We start from the raw sequence: 18,128 nt of genomic DNA on the forward strand, positions 1-18,128 counted from the left end.
CGCCCGGTCCCGTTCCGAACCCGGAAGCTAAGCCCCATCGCGCCGAGAGTACTGCGGGGCCAGCCCGTGGGAGGCCAGGGCGCCGCTGACCGGTGGACGGCACCGAGCCGTACGCTTGGACTGAGAAGGGGGAGGCCTCGCGGCCTCCCCCTTTTTCATTTGGGCGTTGTAAACTTAAAGCCCCTACGGCTTAATTGTCTTTTCTATTTGAAGAAAATAAAACGAATGACCAGCGCGATTGCCGCGATGGCAATGATCAAGAGCGCGATTTGGAGCCGGTGCTGTTTGCGTCGTCTGCTAGACGATATAAATATCGATTTTCCTTGCTTCGGCGTCTCTAAATAGCGGGCAGAATGCGTTAGGGTCTGCTTAGGGCGAGGCCCTCTTCGTTGTTGCTTAGCGGGTGTTTGGGCCTGCTCCTGGTTGCATGCGCTGTTTTTGGATAAGGGGGCATCTTTGAGATACGCCGATTCGCTCGGTGCGACGCCCATATGTTTGCGACCTGATTGAGATTCTTCAAGGGTTTGATAACGATTGCGAGTTACATATTCAGGCTCTGTATCGTCAATAGGCTCTTGGGAAATATGGGGACGATGGTAGCGTATGGTCCGCGGATAGGTTGATTTATCGTTCTGCATCTGATCATACGAATTGTCGGAGGCTTGATCGTCCATGATGCCCTTAGGTTGTCATTAATATTGTGTATACGCTCATTGTAAGCCCCAGCTTTGTTTAGCTAGGGCACATATGGTATTTAAGACACGGTTCAAAGAAGCTTGATCTCATTAAACCTTAGTCATACAGACTTAGATATGCTTATAGATAGAGACTCAAAAAACTTTATATCAAAATGTATATATAAGAAATGGATGGGCATATATTAAAGCGTCAAAAGAAGTCCCTGCCACCTAGAAGATGGCTCGGCAGTCCCTTAAAGGAGTGGTAGTCATGGCAAGCATGGTTCCTTATCGTTCGGTTTTTGGTGTTCGTCCCTCTGCTAGCTCGTTGTTCGATCTGTTTGATGATATGACCGATCTGGCAAACAACTCGATCGCCTCCAAGGCGTTTCCCGTTGATGTTGAGGACAAGGGCGACGGTTACGAGGTCAAGGCTTATTTGACCGGCGTCGCGAAGGACGACATCGACGTTGAGCTCAATGAGGGTCGTCTTTCCATTAGCGTGAATGTTGAGGAGAGCGAAGAGAACAAGGACAAGAACTACCTGCAGAAGGAGTTTTGCTCTTACAGCGCGACGCGCGGTGTGTACCTGAAGGATGCTTCGAGCGAGGGACTTTCTGCAAAGTATGCTGACGGCATCCTTACCGTTACGGTTCCTAAGATTGTCGAAAAGAAGAACGTTACGAAGATTTTCATCGACTAACGTTATCGGCCATTAACATCGGTGCCTGAGTTAAGGGGGCTGGGAAGCGATTCCCGGCCCCCTTTTCTATTTGAGACGACCTACTGAATGGTCATGGGCCGATATTGCCCGGCGGGACGTATTGTGAGTTTATGTGGCCCCTCAATGCGGGCGGCGGTGCTACCAAGCTCGTTGTCGAGTGTCGCCCCAAGTGAGCTTGCGTAGCTTTTGACGGTAAGGCTTGGGCGATTGTTGTCTTGGCTAATGTGCATCGCGATAAGCTGCTCGGTGCGATCGGTTACCAGCGCGCGTGCGGCATCGGCGGCCTGATCGTTGGAGAGATGCCCTTTTGCAGACAGGATGCGTTCCTGAAGAAAGCGAGGATAGTCTCCTTGTCGCAGCATGGCTACATCGTGGTTGCTTTCGAGCGCGAGAATGCGACAGTCCTTGAGCGTATCGATGGCACGCTTCGACAACTCGCCGGTGTCGGTGGCAAAGCCAACCGAATCACCCTGGGCATCAAAACGGTAGCCGACAGGATTGACGACGTCGTGCGATGTCGAATACGTTTGAATGCGGACCCCGGCAATAGAGAGGGCGTCACCTGGGTCGAATTCCTCAACAGACAGATGTGCAAGGCTTTCCTTTGATGCGAGCGTGCCCCTGCTGGAAAAGACCGGTCCGTTCCAATGTTTGCACCACACCTCAAGCCCCTTAATGTGGTCGCCGTGCTCATGGGTGACAACAAGGGCGGACACGTCGTCTGCCGAAAGGCCGAGCTCAGCCATGCGTTTGAGTGTTTCGCGGCGGGACAGTCCGTCATCGACCATAATGAGCCCCTGCGGGCCCTCGATGAGTGCGCAGTTGCCTTTAGAGCCGCTGCCGAGGATATGAAGGTGCAGGCGAGACATAAGATTCCAAAGGATACAATGAGTGCTGACGAATAGAGGAGGAAGCGAATGCCAACGGTATCACAGCATTACGGACACCATGCCGTACCCGGGGCAGCCGATGAGACCCGGACGAGGCAGCAGGCTGCTCCTGTGGTGCTCATGGTATCAGGTGGTGCGGACTCGACGGCGCTGCTTCTTATGGCGTGCACATCAAAGCTGGATATCCAAGATGGACGCGGCGTTGCCCCCATTGCTCGCGAGCGCCTACATGTGCTTCATGTAAACCATCACCTGCGAGGCAAGGCATCCGACGGCGACGAGGCCTTTGTGCGCGAGCTCTGCGCACAATATGGCTTGCCGCTGTGCGTGGAGCACGCCTATTTTGATGGGGAGTCGGGCAATATCGAGGCGGCTGCGCGCGAGGTGCGTTATGCCGCGGCGCGAAGGTATGTTCGCGAGCTTTGTGCCAAGATGGGGGCGCCGAGAACGGCGGCGCGCATCTGCACTGCCCATACCTCTTCAGACCGCGCGGAAACATTTTTGATGAACGCCATTAAGGGATCGGGCCCTGCTGGGCTCTCGAGCATTCCCCGCCGAAGGAATATTGTGGTACGCCCCTTGCTCGACCTAACTCATGGCGAGCTTGTGGGCTATCTGCAGGTGCATGGTCAGCCGTGGCGCGAGGACGAGACCAACGAAGATATCACGTATCTGCGAAACTACGTTCGCCACCGGGTAATGCCAGTGCTGGCGCAGCGTAATGCGAGCGTGTGCAAGACGATTGGCGCCGCCTGTGAGATCTTGGGTGATGAGGATGCGTTTCTATCCCAGTTGTCGGCACAGGCGTTTCGAAGCTGCCTGCGCAAAGAGGCAGCGGGCGCGCTGGTGCTCGATGCCAGACGCCTTGCTGCGGCCGAGGTGGTAATCGCGCGGCGCATCGTGCGACTGGCGATTAAACGCATCGATCCGGACGCTCGCCCAGAGATGCGCCATGTGGAGCGAGTCCTCTCCTGTGTTGCCGAGGGTGCGGGTTCGGTTACGCTTCCGGCGGGGATTGACGCACGTGTTGAGTTTGGCATGCTGGCGTTTAAGGCGCCGGCGGCTCGTGAGGGCTTGGTTGCGGACTGGATTACCATACCCGGCCGTATGTCGTTGGGCGGGGGACGCATGCTGGTCACAGAAGCGATAGCCGTTGAGCCGGGATGCGATATCGTGCGCCGCGCCCGTGAGTTTGCGGCTGCTGGGGAAGTGACAGCTTTGGTGGACGCGGCTGCCCTGGGTTTTGCCAACAGCGATAGCGAGCGGATCTTGGCGGGCTCGCGCGGCGAGGTTCCTGCCGAGGGGCGATTGGCGCGCCTGTGGGTGGACGGTCCCGCACCGGGAGACGTGATGTGCCCGTTAGGCATGAGTGGCCGAAGCAAGAAGGTATCCGACTTGTTGTGCGAGGCTCGTATTCCCGTTTCCGAGCGTACCGGCGTGCCCATGGTAAGGACGGCACCGGGGGGTGTCGTGGTGTGGGTCGCCGGAGTTCGCGCGGACGAACGCTTTAAGTGCACGGCGGCGACGCGTGTGGCCTATCTGCTTCGCGTGGTTGACGCGGATTAGCCCCTCGCACCAGTTTTTCTGTGCGGCGTTGACGGTATTCCCGCGCTGATGGTGCACGGGCTGGAAAATATACCCCGTGCGCTGCTAGAATGTGTAGTTCGCGTCCATACGGCGGTGTGTGGGCGATTAAGCACAAGAAAGGGTTGTCATGGCTTCTCAACATCCGGATATCGAGAAGGTTCTGTTTACGCAGGAGGATATCGACGGTATCGTCTCTCGCCTGGGCGAGGAGATTACGCGCGACTACGCGGGTAAGGATCTGGTGCTGATTGCGGTCTTGCGCGGCGCCGTGGTCTTTATGGGCGACCTGATGCGCAAGATCGAGCTGCCGACCAATATCGATTTCATGGCCGTTTCGAGCTATGGCGACGGTGTGAAGTCCTCGGGCATCGTGCGTATCATCAAAGACCTTGATATCGATATCCGCGGTCGTGACGTGCTGATCGTTGAAGACATTCTGGACTCGGGCCTGACGCTCAAGTATCTGATGAAGAACCTTGAGAGCCGCAAGCCCGCTTCTCTGGAGGTCGCCGCCTTCCTGTGGAAGGACGTTGAGGATCGCATCTCGGCCATTACGCCCAAGTATGTTGGAACCCATTGCCCCGATGCCTTTGTGGTGGGCTACGGCCTCGACTATGCCGAGCGCTATCGTAACCTTCCGTATCTGGGCATTTTGAAACCGGAGGTTTATTCGTAAGATGCCCGACGACCGTAACGACTACAATTCCCAGACACCCCGGGACCCTAAGATTCCGGGGATGCCCGGAGGCAAGAAACCCACACGTACGGGCTGGCTGTATTTTCTTTTGGCTTGCGCACTTCTGGGCTACGCCTTCTTTAATATGGGCTCCGGCTTTGCCAGCTCCAGCAATACCGTTAAGCTCGCGACGAGCGAGATGGTGAGCGCCATCAAGCAGGATCGCGTCGAAGATCTGACCTATACGGTTCAGGACGGAAGCGTGACGGGTCATTACTGGAAGGCGAAAAAGGACAAGGGCGACACGAGTGAGCTCAAGAGCTTTTCCTCGAGCTATGTCGGCTCCGATTCGCTTGCCGAGCTCATGGCGGAGCATCCCGACACTAAGTACATCGTCAACACCAACGACCCCGATTTTTGGGGCGACTTGGCGATGAGCGTACTGCCGACGATTGCCCTGATCGCCATCATGTTCTACTTTATGCGCCAGATGATGGGCGCCAATAATAGGAACATGCAGTTTGGCAAGACCAACGCCAAGACCAACGAGGCTACGCGTCCCAAGGTCAAGTTCGAAGACGTTGCCGGCGTGGACGAGGCTGTTGAGGAGCTCGAAGAGATTCGCGATTTCTTGAGCGATCCGGACCGTTATCGCAAGCTGGGTGCCAAGATCCCGCGCGGCGTTTTGCTGGTGGGCCCTCCGGGTACCGGTAAGACGTTACTGGCCAAGGCCGTTGCCGGAGAGGCCGGTGTCCCGTTCTTTAGCATCTCGGGCTCTGACTTTGTCGAGATGTTCGTGGGCGTCGGCGCCAGCCGCGTGCGCGACCTCTTTAAGGAGGCCAAGTCTCAGGCTCCGTCGATCATCTTCATTGACGAGATCGATGCCGTGGGACGTCAGCGCGGAGCCGGTCTGGGCGGCGGTCACGACGAGCGCGAGCAGACGCTCAACCAGCTGCTGGTCGAAATGGACGGTTTTGAGGAAAGCGAATCGGTCATCCTGATCGCCGCGACCAACCGCCCCGATATTCTGGATCCGGCATTGCTGCGCCCCGGTCGTTTTGACCGCCAGGTTACGGTCGACCGCCCGGATGTGAAGGGGCGCGAGCAGATCTTGCGCGTGCATGCCGAGAACAAGCCAATGGATGAGGACGTTAAGTTTGAGAAGCTCGCCCAGATGACCGTTGGCTTTACCGGTGCCGACCTGGCAAACCTGCTCAACGAGTCCGCGCTGCTTGCCGCTCGCCGTCATCGCTCCGTGATCTCGATGGACGAGGTCGAAGAATCGATGGAGCGCGTGATTGCAGGACCGCAGCGCAAGGGGCGCGTGATGACCGAAGCCGAGCGCACCACGATTGCCTACCACGAGAGCGGTCATGCTCTGGTGGGTCACATCCTGGAGCACTCCGATCCGGTTCACAAGATTTCGATTGTCAGCCGCGGTCAGGCTCTGGGCTATACGCTGCAGCTTCCGCAGGAGGATCACTTCCTCAAGACCAAGAACGAGATGCTCGACGAGCTTGCCGTGTTCTTGGGCGGTCGCGTTGCCGAGGAGCTCATGTGCGATGACATTACATCGGGCGCGAGCAACGATCTGGAGCGCGCGACCAAGATGGCGCGCGAGATGGTTACGCGTTTGGGCATGAGCGAGGAGCTGGGCACGCAAGTGTTTGGCGAGGCGCAGCATCAGGTGTTCCTTGGTCGCGATTATGCCGATCACCAGGATTACTCCGAGGAGACGGCGCGCCGCATCGATATCGAGGTTCAGCGCATCATGCGTGAGGCCCATCGCCGTGCTGTTGAGATTTTGGATGCCCGTCGCGATCAGCTCGATCTGATGGCGAAGGTGCTGCTTGAGCGCGAGACCGTCGAAGGCGACGCCGTGAACGCCCTGCTCGACAACGACTGGGATGCCTACCTTGAGCGCGAGGGCGACATTCTGGCAGCCAAGGAGGAGCGCAACGCCAAGGCGGGCGGCGTGCCGACCAAAAAGCGCACGCCTCGTATGAGCGAGGAGGAGCTGGCAGCTGATGCCGCAGCTTTTGCGCAGGCGGCCATGCAGGAAGATGCCGAAGTCGCATCCGATAGCGCTGACGATGTCGAGGCTGCTGACACAAAAAAGGCCGATGGCGACACCGAGGCCGACGAGTAGTCTTTGTCGCGAGAGCCTCCGCGGGGAAAACCTGCGGAGGCTTTTTCTTTTGAGCGATATGGGGCCATCTGTTGATTGGGGACAGACTTAAATGAGCGTTTTCACGCATTTAAGTCTGTCCCCAATTAACATTGCTGCGGTACTTTGCTTGACTAAAGCGTACAATACCGCCTATGCGAAAGGGGAACAGATGATCAACGAAACCATGTTTGCTCGCGGCGCGGAAAGCTCTATCATCCGCGAGATCTTTAGCTATGGACTTGAACGCAAGGCACAGATCGGTGCGGAGAACGTATTCGATTTTTCGCTGGGCAACCCGAGCGTTCCGGCGCCCGCTGCCGTGGCGGAGTCCATCAAAAAGGCCTTGGAGCTGCCGAGCGACCAACTGCACGGATACACGCCCGCACCAGGCCTGCCGCAATGTCGTGTCGCTGTGGCCGAGTCGCTCAACCGTCGTTTTGGCACGAGCTATGAGGGTAAAGATGTCTTTATGACCGTGGGTGCGGCGGCTTCGCTCACCTGCACGCTCAACGCTGTTACCAATCCCGGTGACGAGGTCATTGTTATCGCCCCGTACTTTCCGGAGTATCGCGTGTGGATTGAGAAGGCCGGCTGTACGTGTGTCGAGGCACCCGCCGATGAAGACACGTTCCAGCTGAGTGTGGGCAACGTGCTCAAGGCGATTACTGATAAGACGGCGGCCGTCATTATCGACTCGCCCAACAACCCGACCGGTGCCGTATATACGCGTGACACGCTGACGCGACTGGCCAATATTCTGCGCGAGGTCAATGCCGAGCGTGATCCCGAGAATCCGATTATGCTCATCTCGGATGAGCCGTACCGCGAGATCGTGTACGGTGCCGAGGTGCCCTGGGTACCCTCAATCTACGAGAACACCGTCGTGTGCTATTCCTATTCCAAGTCGCTGTCGCTGCCGGGTGAGCGTGTGGGTTGGATTTTGGTTCCCAACACCAATCCGCAGGCTGCTCGCCTTATGCCGGCCGTCGCCGGTGCCGCCCGTACACTGGGTTTTGTGTGCGCACCGGCGCTCTTCCAGCGCGTGATTATCGACTGCATCGATGAGCCGAGTGATGTCGAAGCCTATGCTCGCAACCGAACGGCGCTCACCGACGCATTGGCGGAGTACGGCTACACCTACGTTGAGCCGGACGGCGCTTTCTATCTGTGGGTGAAGGCGCTCGAGCCCGACGCAAACGCTTTTTGCGAGCGTGCAAAGAAGTACGAGTTGCTCGCGGTGCCTTCGGATAGCTTTGGCATGTCGGGTTGGTTCCGCTTGGGTTATTGCGTGAGTTACGAAACGATTATCAATTCGCTACCCGCTTGGAAACAGTTGGCGGACGAGTATCGTTAAAAGCAGAGCGCTCTGCCTACAATGTTTTACGTGAAACGGGGTTTGGTGTTAAACCGGACCCCGTTGTCATGGACGTTGTGTCTTTGGGATGGAGCGGTTTTACGACTATCGAAGGCTATGCGTACAATGAATATACGCGACGGCCATACCAGATAAGGAGACCTGATGCCCTACCTGCTTTCCTGTGACATTCATACCCATACGATGTTCTCTGCGCATGCATATTCGACCACTGAGGAGAATGTGTACTGGGCGGCAGAGCGTGGCCTGCAGGTGCTTGGATCTGCCGACCATCTGAGCTCTATGGTTACGGCTTGCCCCAATGACCTGCGCAGTTACCAGTTCTTTATCAACCAGGATATATGGCCGCGCATTTGGAGCGGCGTGTTGGTGCTGCGTGGCGCCGAGGCCGATATCGTTTCGCTGGACGGAAGCCTGTTTGGTGAGGACACTCCTGTCACGCTCGATATTGCCGGCGATTCGTACAGCCGTCAGCATTCGCTGTTCGATCGGGTTACGCGTAATTTGGATTATTTGGTTGCAAGCGTGCATAATCCGCAGTTCGCTGAAGGCGCGACGCTGGCCCAGACGACCGAGATGTATATCAATGCTCTGGAGCACCCCAAGGTGTTTATGCTGGGGCATACGGGTCGATCGGGCGTGCCGTTCGATATCGACGAGGTGTTGCTTGCTGCTAAGGCTAAGCATAAGATCATCGAGATCAACAATCACAGTCTTGAGCATGGCGCGGATGCCGAGCATTGGGACGTGTGCCGCAAGATTGCCGAGCGGTGCGCCGAGCTGGGCGTGGGAATTGGCGTCTCGACCGATGCGCACATTGGTATGGCAATTGGTAAGCTCGACCAAGCGCGCAAGATGCTCGACGAGATTCACTTTCCGCTGGATTTGATCGTGACGCGCGATCGCGAGACGCTACTGCGCGAGATGGCGGCAGCCGGCGTGTGTGACCTGCGCAAGAGGATGTAGCGGAGTTCATAAACCAAGTAAGGGGGCGGTCCAGACGGGTCGCCCCCTTCTTGTACCGGTGGATTAGCGGCGCTCGAGGACCGCTACAGTTTCGGTGTGGTCGGTATGGGGGAACATGTCGACGGGCGTGATCTTGAGCAGGCGATAACCACCGTCGAGGAGCTGGTGCAGGTCACGCTCTTGGGTCACGGGATTGCAGCTGATATAGGTGATGCGGCGAGGTCTAAGCGCGCAGGCGGCTTCGAGGAACTCGGGGGTAGAGCCGGCACGCGGCGGATCGATGGAAAGGACGTCGATGCGCTCGTTGTTGTCGGCGGCATCTAGGATGTAGTCGGTGGCATCGTCGGCCATAAACCAGGCGCTGCGGGTAAGACCGTTGAGCTCGGCGTTGCGGCGTGCGTCGGCAATGCCCGCCGGGTTGCGCTCCACGCCAAGTAACATGATACCGATGCCCTTGTTCTGAGCTTCTTTAGCTGCGCAAAGACCGATGGTGCCGCTGCCGCAGTAGGCATCCATGAGAACATCGCCCTGGTGCAGATCCATACCGTCGATAGCGAGCTGGTAGAGCAGCTCGGTCTGCTGCGGGTTGGTCTGGTAGAACGCGGTGGGGGAGATATCGAACTCGCAGCCGAGTAGCTGGTCGCGCATGCATTCAGCGCCATACACGATGTGGGTTTCCTCACCCAGGATGGCGTTGCCAGGGCGTCCGTTGATGTTTTGGGCGACGGTGACGATACGCGGATCGAGTGCGGCGATGGCCTCAAAGAATTCCTGCGCATGCGGCAGGTCGCGCTGGGCGGTAACGAGGGTGATCATGATCTGGTCGGTGCGCCAGCCGCAGCGAACGACGGCATAGCGAAGCAGGCCCAGATGCTTGTCCTCGTTAAAGGCGGGAATGTGCAGGCGCTCGGCCTCACGCGCAATGCCGTTAAGAATCTGACGGGCTCCCGGTGCCTCGACGGGGCATTCGGGAACAGCGACGATTCTGTGCGTGCCGCGCTCAAAAAAGCCGCAGCGGACAGCGCCCCCTTTGCCGGGGGCAAAGGGAGTGGCGGCCTTATGGCGAAAACCACGCGGCGCAGGATATTTGCCCGGGTCGCCCAGAGTAACGTCCATACCGCGAATGGGATCGACGGTTATGCCCTCACGCTCGCAAAGAGCAGCAAAAAGTTCATCCATAGCAGCCTGCTTGGCCGCCAGCTGCTTCTTATAAGGCCTGTTGAGCGCCGTGCATCCACCGCAAGCTTTCATGATGGAACAGGGCGACTTGGGATCAACGGCCTTATGAGCGGACCGGGACGACTCATTATGCGAGCGCTTGGAACGAGCTTGAGGCGCCTTATCCTCGCCCCGACGAAAGCTGGGGCGCTTGGCCTTAGCCTTGCCCTTGGCCGACTTACCCTTCGTGTCCTGAGACGACTTGGATTTCTTAGAAGATTTTTTCTCTTCCGACCCCTCAGCCGCCTCGATCAAAGCACGACGAGCCTTACGCTCCGCACGAGATTCTGCCATCAATAACTCCACTAATTCATGAATTAAAGCTGCAAGTATTGTACCGTGCCAAGCCAGCAGACGATATGCAAGCGTCCACTTCACGTTAGTGATAAGTCCAACGACGTTTGCCCGGCGCGGGCGGGGAGCGGCGCGTAATTAAGTTTATCGCGAGTTCCGCACGCAAAGGAAAGCACTTAATGTGCTTTCCGTCTTGCGCAGGACTGTAGAGCAGGAAACTTAATTACGCGCCGCTCCCCGCCCGCGCCGGGCAACTTCTCCCTTGTACTCTATCAAGGTAAAGTGTATGATTCTGAACGTTACATGACTCACTTTACTTAGCTAAAGTGCCATCAAGGGGGAATACCATGAATACCGATATGTCTCGTCGTCAGTTTGTTGGTCTAGCCGGCTCGCTCGCCACGGTGCTTGGCCTTGGTCTTGTCGGCTGCGGCGGTGGTGCCGACAAGGGTTCCACTGCCGGCTCTGCCGCGGCAAAGGACGCCAAGGGCGTTGTGGAGTCTAAGAAGCTCGTGGTGGGCTTTGACAAGTCCTATCCTCCGTATGGCTTTGTGGGCGACGATGGCGAGTACACCGGCTTTGATCTCGATTTGGCCAAGGCAGTTGCCGATAAGCAGGGCTGGGAGGTCAAGTACGAGGCCATCGACTGGGACGCCAAGGATACGCTGCTCAACTCGGGCGCCATCAACTGCATCTGGAACGGCTTTACCATGGAGGGCCGCGAGGACGACTACACGTTCTCCGAGCCGTACATGCTCAATGAGCAGGTGCTGGTGGTCAAGAAGGATGCGGGCATCAAGAGTTGGGACGACCTTGCCGGCAAGACCGTGATTACCCAGACCGATTCTGCCGCACAGGATGTGCTAGAAGGTGACCAGAAGGATCTGGCGGCGACGTTTGCCACGCTCGATACCATCGGCGAGTACAACACGGCTTTTATGCAGCTCGAGAGCGGCGCGGTCGATGCGGTGGCTTGCGACCTTTCGATCGCCCAGTATCAGCTTGCCGCCAAGCCCGATGCCTATACGCAACTTGACAAGCCGCTGTCCAGCGAGCACTACGCCGTTGGCTTTAAAAAGGGCGACACCAAGTCGGCCGACGCCGTGACCGAGTCGCTTAAGGCGCTCTATGAGGACGGTACAGTCAAGGACCTGTGCGACAAGTATGCGAGCTATGGCCTGTCCTTCGATAACTGGGTTTTGAAATAGCCACAGCACCCAACCTTGCGGCTCCAACCCTCCTCGCGTACCAAAGTACGCTTCGTCGGGCTTGTCGCTCGCAATCTTGGGCACTGTGCCTATTTCAATTAACACCTGCTGTTCTGTTGCTGTGAAAGAGAGCTTGGGTTGTCTATTCAGGTCATGATGCAGATGCTTGGCCAGGGTTTCTTGGTCAGTTTGCAGTTGTTTGTGCTCACGCTGTTGGGCTCGATTCCCTTGGGAATTCCCGTGGCGTTTATGCGCATGAGCAAAATCGCGCCGCTGCGTTGGATTGCGCGCATCTACATTTCGGTCATGCGCGGTACGCCGCTCATGCTGCAGATGTTTGCCATCTACTTTGCTCCGTATTACGTCTTTGGTATTTCGCTCACGCCCGATTCCAAGTGGACAGCGTGCGTCGTGGCATTCATCATCAACTATGCCGGCTACTTTGCCGAGATCTATCGCTCGGGTTTGCAGTCTATCCCGCGTGGTCAATATGAGGCCGCCGAGGTGCTGGGTTACTCACGCCTGCAGACATTTTTGTACATTGTGATGCCGCAGGTCGCCAAGCGCATTTTGCCGGCGATGGGCAACGAGATCATCACGCTGGTCAAGGACACGTCGCTGGCGTTTGCCATCGGCGTGGGGGAGATGTTCTCGACGGCCAAGGCACTGGTTGCCTCGCAAGTGAGCATGGTGCCGTTTGCGATTGCGGCACTGATCTACTGGGTCTTTAACTTTGTGGTCGAGATGCTGCTGGGCGCCGCCGAAAAGCGACTTGACTACTACCACGACTAGCCTGTTCCGTCGTGCTTTTCAAACACATGGAGGTTCCCGTGTCCGGAACGGTAATGAATATAACGAGCGCGCGCAAGGCGTTTGGTGGCAATGAGGTGCTCAAGGATATCTCGCTCGAGGTAAAGCGCGGCGAGGTCGTGGCGATTATCGGACCTTCGGGCGGCGGTAAGTCAACGCTGTTGCGCTGCGCCACGCTGCTCGAGACGCTTGACGGCGGCTCGCTTTCGTTTGGTGATCTAGCCGTTGCGACGGATGCGGGATCGGGCACGGTGTATGCGAAAGGCGATGTGCCCAAGCAGGCGCGCTCGCGTTTTGGCCTGGTGTTTCAGAACTACAATTTGTTCCCGCACTATACCGTGATGAAAAACATTACCGACGCTCCGATTCGCGTGCTCAAGCGCCCGCGCGAGCAGGTCGAAGCACGTGCGCATGAGTTGATCGCGCAGATGGGGCTTACGGGCAACGAGAACAAGGTGCCATGCGAGCTTTCGGGCGGTCAGCAGCAACGTGTGAGTATTGCGCGTGCCTTGGCGCTCGATCCAGAGATCTTGTTCTTCGATGAGCCGACCTCGGCACTCGATCCCGAGCTAACGGCCGAGGTGCTGCGTGTCATTAAAGACCTTGCCGCGCAGAATATGACGATGGTGATCGTGACCCATGCGATGCAGTTTGCGCGCGATGTTGCCGATCGCGTGGTCTTTATGGACGGCGGTCGCATTGTAGAGGAGGGTCCTGCCGAGCAGGTTATCGGCCATCCGCGCGAACGGCGCACGCGCGAGTTCCTGAGCCGTATCGAGGGCTAGGCTCAAGTAGACATTGAGGCGAAACCGCTGCAGGTCTTATGGCCTGCGGCGGTTTTTATTTGCGCCGATGGGGCTTAATAACCGCCTCATGCGTTTGCCCCCTCCTCTCGCCGCCCGTATTCATACGTGCGCCGAAAGGTGTGCATGGACAGTCGCCCGCGAGGGTAGGGTGGTGGCATAGGACATTTGGAGGGTAAGCCGGATCGGCTGCCGACCATGCTGCTCCCGGGACGGCATCGACCGCGAACTCTCCCCGTTGGCGTCGCGCATTGCGCGCGGCCCTGCAAGGAGGTCATCATGGGTGCTCCCAAGACCGGTAACGTAAGGAACGTGGTGCTCGTAGGCCAAGGTGGGGTGGGCAAGACTTCACTCGCCGAGGCCATGCTCCACCTTTCCGGCAAGACCGCCCGCCTGGGCGGCCACGACGGCACCAAGCCCACGCTCGACTATGACCCCGAAGAGGTCAAGCGTGCGTTTTCCATCTCGACGACCATTGCGCCGATCGACTGGAAGGGTGCGCGCATCAATGTGCTCGATGCCCCGTGCTACCCCGATTTTATCGGCGACGCCTTTGCCGCGATGAGCGTCTGCGAGACGGCTCTGTTTGTGGTCGACGCCGAGGCCGGCCCGCAGCCTACGACGGTTAAGCTCTGGTATGCCGCCGAGGACCTGCGTCTGGCGCGTGCGGTGTTCGTAAACCGCCTGTCGCGCTCCGAGGCCAGCTTTGCGACCACGATGGACCTGCTGCAGGAGCGCTTTGGCACGCGCCTGGGCGCCGTGACCCTTCCCTGGGGCGAGGGCGAGGACTTTGACGGTATCATCGACCTGGTGCGCATGAAGGCGCGCCATTGCAACGGCGCCGAAGCCGTTGAGTCGGAGATTCCCGAGGAGTATCGTGCCCAGGCCGAGGAGGCCCATGACCATCTGTGCGAGCTGGTGTCCGAGGCTGACGACGAACTGATGATGAAGTACTTGGAAGGCGAGGAGACGCTGACGCAGGAGGAGCTTGAAGGCCTGCTGTCGAAGGCGATCGCCGAGCGCATCTTTGTGCCGGTCTTTGCGGGCGATTGCATTAAGGAGCAGGGCGTCAACTCGCTGATGGACGACATCGCCACGTACTTCCCGGCGCCGACGGACTACGGCGAGATGCCGCTCATCGACGGTGATTCGCTCAAGATCTCGAGCGACGATGACCGCCCGGTGGCGTTTGTGTTTAAGACCCTGGCCGATCCTCAGCAGGGTCGCATCAGCTTCATCAAGGTGCTGACGGGCACGCTTGAGCCGGGCCTTGAGCTGATCAACGCGCGCACCCGCAAGAGCGATCGTCTGGCTCACCTGTATGTGATGTGCGGCCGCGACATGACCGAGGTCGGTCACGCCTATGCCGGCGATATCATCGTGGCGCCCAAGCTGGCGGCCGAGACGGGCGATACGCTCTCGATTACCGGCAAGGTCGAGGCTGCGGCGTTTAAGTTCCCCAACTCGCAGTACCGCATCGCCATCGAGGCCGAGAATCGCGGCGACGAAGAGAAGCTCTACACGTTTATCGAGAAGGCATGCAAGGCCGATCCGACCATGAGCATCGACCGCGACGAGGAGACCGGCCAGACCATCATTTCGGCGGTGGGCGAGGCGCAGGTTTCGGTCCTGCTCAATCGTCTTGAGGACCGTACCAAGGTCGCGGCCAAGAGCGTGCCGATTCGCATCCCGTATCGCGAGACCATTCGCCGCACGGCAACTGCCCAGGGCCGCCACAAGAAGCAGACCGGCGGCGCCGGACAGTATGGTGACTGCTGGCTGCGCGTAGAGCCGCTCATTGGGCCCGACGGTACGAGCGACGGCTATGAGTTTGTGGACGAGGTCGTAGGCGGCCGCATTCCGCGCTCGCTGATCCCTGCCGTGGACAAGGGCGTTCAGGAGACCATGAAGGACGGCATCATTGCCGGCTACCCGCTTACGGGCATTCGCGTGGCTGTGTACGACGGCTCGTATCACAGCGTCGATTCCAACGAGATGGCGTTCCGCGCGGCGGCTCGCATTGGCCTGCGCAAGGCATGCGCCGACGCCGACCCGGTGGTGCTGGAGCCCATCGAGGAAATCACGGTGACTATTCCCGAGAGCTACGCCGGCGCCGTGATGGGCGACATCTCGGCCTCGCGCGGTCGCGTGACGGGTATGGAGACCGATGAGCGCGGAGACACCGTGGTCATCGCTCAGGCGCCTCTCGCCGAGCTGACGGATTACTCGACGCGTCTGCGCTCCATCACGCGCGGCACGGGCGACTTTACCATGAAGCCTGCGGGCTATGAGCAGGTGCCTTATGACGTTCAGGCCAAGCTGGTCGAGCGCTATGAGGAGGGCCGTGCCAAGTAGCGTTGGGCGTTGTCTGTAACATACATGCCGATGCAAGGGCCGCTCTGGGCAATCCAGGCGGCCCTTTTTGATCCCTGGGGGATGGAGGAAAACGGTCCATTTAGGTTTTGGGGCAGCTTGGCCAGACCTAGTCTCCCGAGGCCTGATTGCGGCCGGTAGCGTAGTCGATCTGCACATGCGGCTGCAGGTTGTAGCAGTACACGTGGAAGCACAGGGTCTTGCCGTGGTCCTCGACCGATTGCGCCTCAAGACGCACGCCACGGCAGACGAGTTCCTCTTCGTTGTACATGGGCGTGACACGGTAGAGCACATGGTTGCCCGTCTCGCGGATGTAGCCGAGAATCTGCTCCTCAAATGGCAGCATGCCCGTTTCGTTGAGATAACGCGTGCCGGTGAGGAGATTCTTGCGGTTGGCGTTTTCGCCGCAGAGCGACCAGGCGATGAGGTGACAGCGGTTGTAGAGGCTCTGGCCCGGAATAAAGTCGTAGCGTTGCTGGCGCCATCCGGCGGGATGGATACGCGAGATATCGCCGCGCTCGCCTTGACCGAGCGATTCGGGGCCCACGCAGGCGAGCGCTTTGCGGGTGCGGCCCAGGCCGTCGAGCTTGGAGAACTTCTTAAAGTAACCTTCTTCTGTAGCGCGCTCGTATTCATCGAGCGTGAATGATGGTGTGCCCAACGGGTGCGTGCTGTCGGCTCGCAGGGCAACATAGGGGTTGCCCGCGTAGTCAGGAATGCTGCTGAGGTATACGCCGCGGGCGCGGTCGAGATTGGGGTTTTCGACCTCGTCGATGGGGGTGGCGGCGCTGTCCGCGGAAACGTCATCACCGGTGTCGGGTGCGGCGGAATGTGGCTTGTCGCTAGAGTACGGGCTGTTTTGGGAGTCTGTGGAGTTTGCCGTTCCCGATTCGAGTCGGGCAACCAGGTCTGCCTCGTCGTCGGTGCGGCTGGGACTCTCGTCTTGCTTCTCGGCCAGGGCCACCGCCTGCTCATCACTTTGCGGCGAGAGCAGTCTGGGCGCCCCGTCGAGCGATCCCGTAAACAGCGCAAACCCCAGCACCACAGCGGTGCCGATAGAAAGTGCTTGCTTGTAGGCGGACTTGCGCGACATGGTGACTCCTGGACGGACGGTTGGGAGTCTACCAGTCTAGCAGGAGCCGTCGAGGGCCGTTCTATCGAACAAATACTTAAGATTTGGGACAAACGCTACGGATTCATTTGCCTCATATTTGACGTATGGCTAGATCGAGGTAGAACCGAGCCAGTTGAGCTTGCATTCGAGAATACGCTGCTCACCGGGCGTGCTGCTGCCATCGAGTAGCGCGAGGAGCATCTCGGCCGCCTCTCTGCCTTCCTGGTCGACGGGCTCGATGATGGTGGAGACGGTCGGCGTGGTGAGGTTGGTCCAGTCTTCGCAGTTGAGTCCCAAAAGGCCGATTTGCTGCGGAAGCAGATGGGCCATGGGCTGGAGGGCCTTGTAGACACGGGGAAGTGCCCACTGATTTTGCACGAAGATAAGGGTTCGCTTGGCGGGGTTGAGCTTGTATTTAAAGTACTCGGTAAGCTCACTGACCGACGGCTTGTTGTGGTCGATGGAAATCGCTTTGTAGAGCTGTCCGTTCGCTGCCAGCGCCTCGGCATACCCCTGAAAACGCTCCATGCGGGTGCGCATTTCGGTCATGTTGGCGGCAATGGAAAAGAAATCTTCGTAACCGGCGTCGAGGAGTACCTGCGTGGCGTTGTACACACCGTCGTAAAGGTTGGTCTTGATCCAGCTGGTACCTGGGCTATAGATGGCCGCATCGAAAAAGACGACCGGCTTGCCGGCGCGTCTAATGCGGTCGTGCACGGCTTTGAAGTTTGCCGTGGGCTGGATGATAAAGCCATCGACGCCCAGCGAGAGCATTTTGTCGACATACATGAGCTCGGTCTCGGGGTTAAAGTTGCTCGTGCAAACGACCGTCTGGTAGCCCGCGGGGAGCATGACCTGCTCCATACCGTTGAGGACGAGGCCCGCCCATTTGTTGGTGTTATCCAAGATGATGATGGCGATGACGCGGGTCTGTTTGCCGGTGAGTGTTTGCGCCTGGGCGTTGGGGACGTATCCCAGCTCCTTTATAACGCGCGCGATCTTTGCCTGCGTTTTGTCGCTGAGCTTGTCTCGTTTGTCGTTGAGGTAATACGAGACGCTGGCTGTTGAAGTTCCCGCCTCGCGGGCGACGTCTGCGATCGTAACGCGCTGTTTGGTCACAGCGACTCCTTCCGACAAATTGCGTTGTTTGGCGCGGTGGTTCACGTTCGGGTTGCGGGCACACGATTCTGCCTGTCCTTTCGCCCTTTTATGAGTATGCAACAATACCGTATCCGTGGGGTCC

The 18,128-nt window shown here is 58.4% G+C and carries 15 protein-coding genes and 1 rRNA gene; 11 read left to right on the forward strand and 5 right to left on the reverse strand.

Features of this window, described 5'->3' with window-relative positions; all coding sequences use genetic code 11:
* Positions 1-91: ribosomal RNA gene (rrf, locus tag ACTQ48_RS05175) — 5S ribosomal RNA — on the forward strand; the annotation flags it as partial.
* A 112-nt stretch (positions 92-203) separates the two neighbouring features.
* Here the strand turns inward: rrf and ACTQ48_RS05180 are convergent.
* The gene (locus ACTQ48_RS05180) at positions 204-674 is read right to left on the reverse strand and encodes a hypothetical protein (RefSeq protein WP_441570308.1); all 471 of its coding nucleotides are present in this window, start codon (positions 672-674) and stop codon (positions 204-206) included.
* A 274-nt stretch (positions 675-948) separates the two neighbouring features.
* Between ACTQ48_RS05180 and ACTQ48_RS05185 the strand changes: the two genes are divergently transcribed.
* The gene (locus tag ACTQ48_RS05185) at positions 949-1,380 is read left to right on the forward strand and encodes an Hsp20 family protein (protein WP_427728790.1); all 432 of its coding nucleotides are present in this window, start codon (positions 949-951) and stop codon (positions 1,378-1,380) included.
* Between the two features lie 80 nt (positions 1,381-1,460).
* Here the strand turns inward: ACTQ48_RS05185 and ACTQ48_RS05190 are convergent, their stop codons facing one another.
* The gene (locus ACTQ48_RS05190; RefSeq protein WP_441570309.1) at positions 1,461-2,270 is read right to left on the reverse strand and encodes an MBL fold metallo-hydrolase; all 810 of its coding nucleotides are present in this window, start codon (positions 2,268-2,270) and stop codon (positions 1,461-1,463) included.
* A gap of 48 nt (positions 2,271-2,318) precedes the next feature.
* Here ACTQ48_RS05190 and tilS point away from each other — a divergent pair, with 48 nt between their 5' ends.
* The 5 genes from tilS (at position 2,319) to ACTQ48_RS05215 (ending at position 9,065) form a co-directional block, all read left to right on the forward strand.
* A complete protein-coding gene (gene tilS / locus ACTQ48_RS05195; protein ID WP_441570310.1) occupies positions 2,319-3,857 on the forward strand; it encodes a tRNA lysidine(34) synthetase TilS in 1,539 nt (512 codons plus the stop codon).
* 148 nt (positions 3,858-4,005) lie between these two features.
* Positions 4,006-4,554 (forward strand): hypoxanthine phosphoribosyltransferase, encoded by a 549-nt coding sequence (gene hpt, locus ACTQ48_RS05200; protein ID WP_154517754.1) that lies wholly within the window; start codon positions 4,006-4,008, stop codon positions 4,552-4,554.
* Position 4,555: 1 nt separating this feature from the next.
* Positions 4,556-6,703 (forward strand): ATP-dependent zinc metalloprotease FtsH, encoded by a 2,148-nt coding sequence (gene ftsH, locus ACTQ48_RS05205; RefSeq protein ID WP_441016580.1) that lies wholly within the window; start codon positions 4,556-4,558, stop codon positions 6,701-6,703.
* A 190-nt stretch (positions 6,704-6,893) separates the two neighbouring features.
* Positions 6,894-8,078, forward strand: coding sequence for a pyridoxal phosphate-dependent aminotransferase (locus ACTQ48_RS05210; RefSeq protein ID WP_441570311.1), 1,185 nt, complete (start codon positions 6,894-6,896; stop codon positions 8,076-8,078).
* 165 nt (positions 8,079-8,243) lie between these two features.
* Positions 8,244-9,065 (forward strand): phosphatase, encoded by an 822-nt coding sequence (locus tag ACTQ48_RS05215; RefSeq protein ID WP_441570312.1) that lies wholly within the window; start codon positions 8,244-8,246, stop codon positions 9,063-9,065.
* 63 nt (positions 9,066-9,128) lie between these two features.
* Here ACTQ48_RS05215 and rlmD read toward each other — a convergent pair whose 3' ends face one another.
* Complete coding sequence (gene rlmD, locus ACTQ48_RS05220; protein ID WP_441570313.1) at positions 9,129-10,577, reverse strand: 23S rRNA (uracil(1939)-C(5))-methyltransferase RlmD; 1,449 nt, start codon at positions 10,575-10,577, stop codon at positions 9,129-9,131.
* Between the two features lie 347 nt (positions 10,578-10,924).
* Between rlmD and ACTQ48_RS05225 the strand changes: the two genes are divergently transcribed.
* The 4 genes from ACTQ48_RS05225 (at position 10,925) to ACTQ48_RS05240 (ending at position 15,753) form a co-directional block, all read left to right on the forward strand.
* On the forward strand, positions 10,925-11,785 hold the full coding sequence (locus ACTQ48_RS05225) for a transporter substrate-binding domain-containing protein (RefSeq protein WP_427719754.1): 861 nt from the start codon (positions 10,925-10,927) through the stop codon (positions 11,783-11,785).
* A 138-nt stretch (positions 11,786-11,923) separates the two neighbouring features.
* The gene (locus ACTQ48_RS05230; RefSeq protein ID WP_233502679.1) at positions 11,924-12,577 is read left to right on the forward strand and encodes an amino acid ABC transporter permease; all 654 of its coding nucleotides are present in this window, start codon (positions 11,924-11,926) and stop codon (positions 12,575-12,577) included.
* A 38-nt stretch (positions 12,578-12,615) separates the two neighbouring features.
* Positions 12,616-13,380: an amino acid ABC transporter ATP-binding protein gene (locus tag ACTQ48_RS05235; RefSeq protein WP_441570314.1), complete on the forward strand. Its 765-nt coding sequence runs from the start codon at positions 12,616-12,618 to the stop codon at positions 13,378-13,380.
* A gap of 297 nt (positions 13,381-13,677) precedes the next feature.
* Positions 13,678-15,753 carry an elongation factor G gene (locus tag ACTQ48_RS05240; RefSeq protein WP_154517778.1) on the forward strand — a complete coding sequence of 692 codons (2,076 nt, stop codon included), beginning with the start codon at positions 13,678-13,680 and terminating at the stop codon, positions 15,751-15,753.
* Between the two features lie 127 nt (positions 15,754-15,880).
* Here the strand turns inward: ACTQ48_RS05240 and ACTQ48_RS05245 are convergent, their stop codons facing one another.
* Positions 15,881-16,864, reverse strand: a complete 984-nt coding sequence (locus ACTQ48_RS05245; RefSeq protein WP_441570315.1) for a DNA/RNA non-specific endonuclease — start codon at positions 16,862-16,864, stop codon at positions 15,881-15,883.
* 129 nt (positions 16,865-16,993) lie between these two features.
* Complete coding sequence (locus ACTQ48_RS05250; protein ID WP_441048885.1) at positions 16,994-18,004, reverse strand: LacI family DNA-binding transcriptional regulator; 1,011 nt, start codon at positions 18,002-18,004, stop codon at positions 16,994-16,996.
* Between the last annotated feature and the right edge of the window lie 124 nt (positions 18,005-18,128).

The organism is Collinsella sp. Sow4_E3 (genome assembly GCF_052116285.1).
In the GTDB taxonomy this organism is placed as follows: Bacteria; Actinomycetota; Coriobacteriia; order Coriobacteriales; family Coriobacteriaceae; genus Collinsella.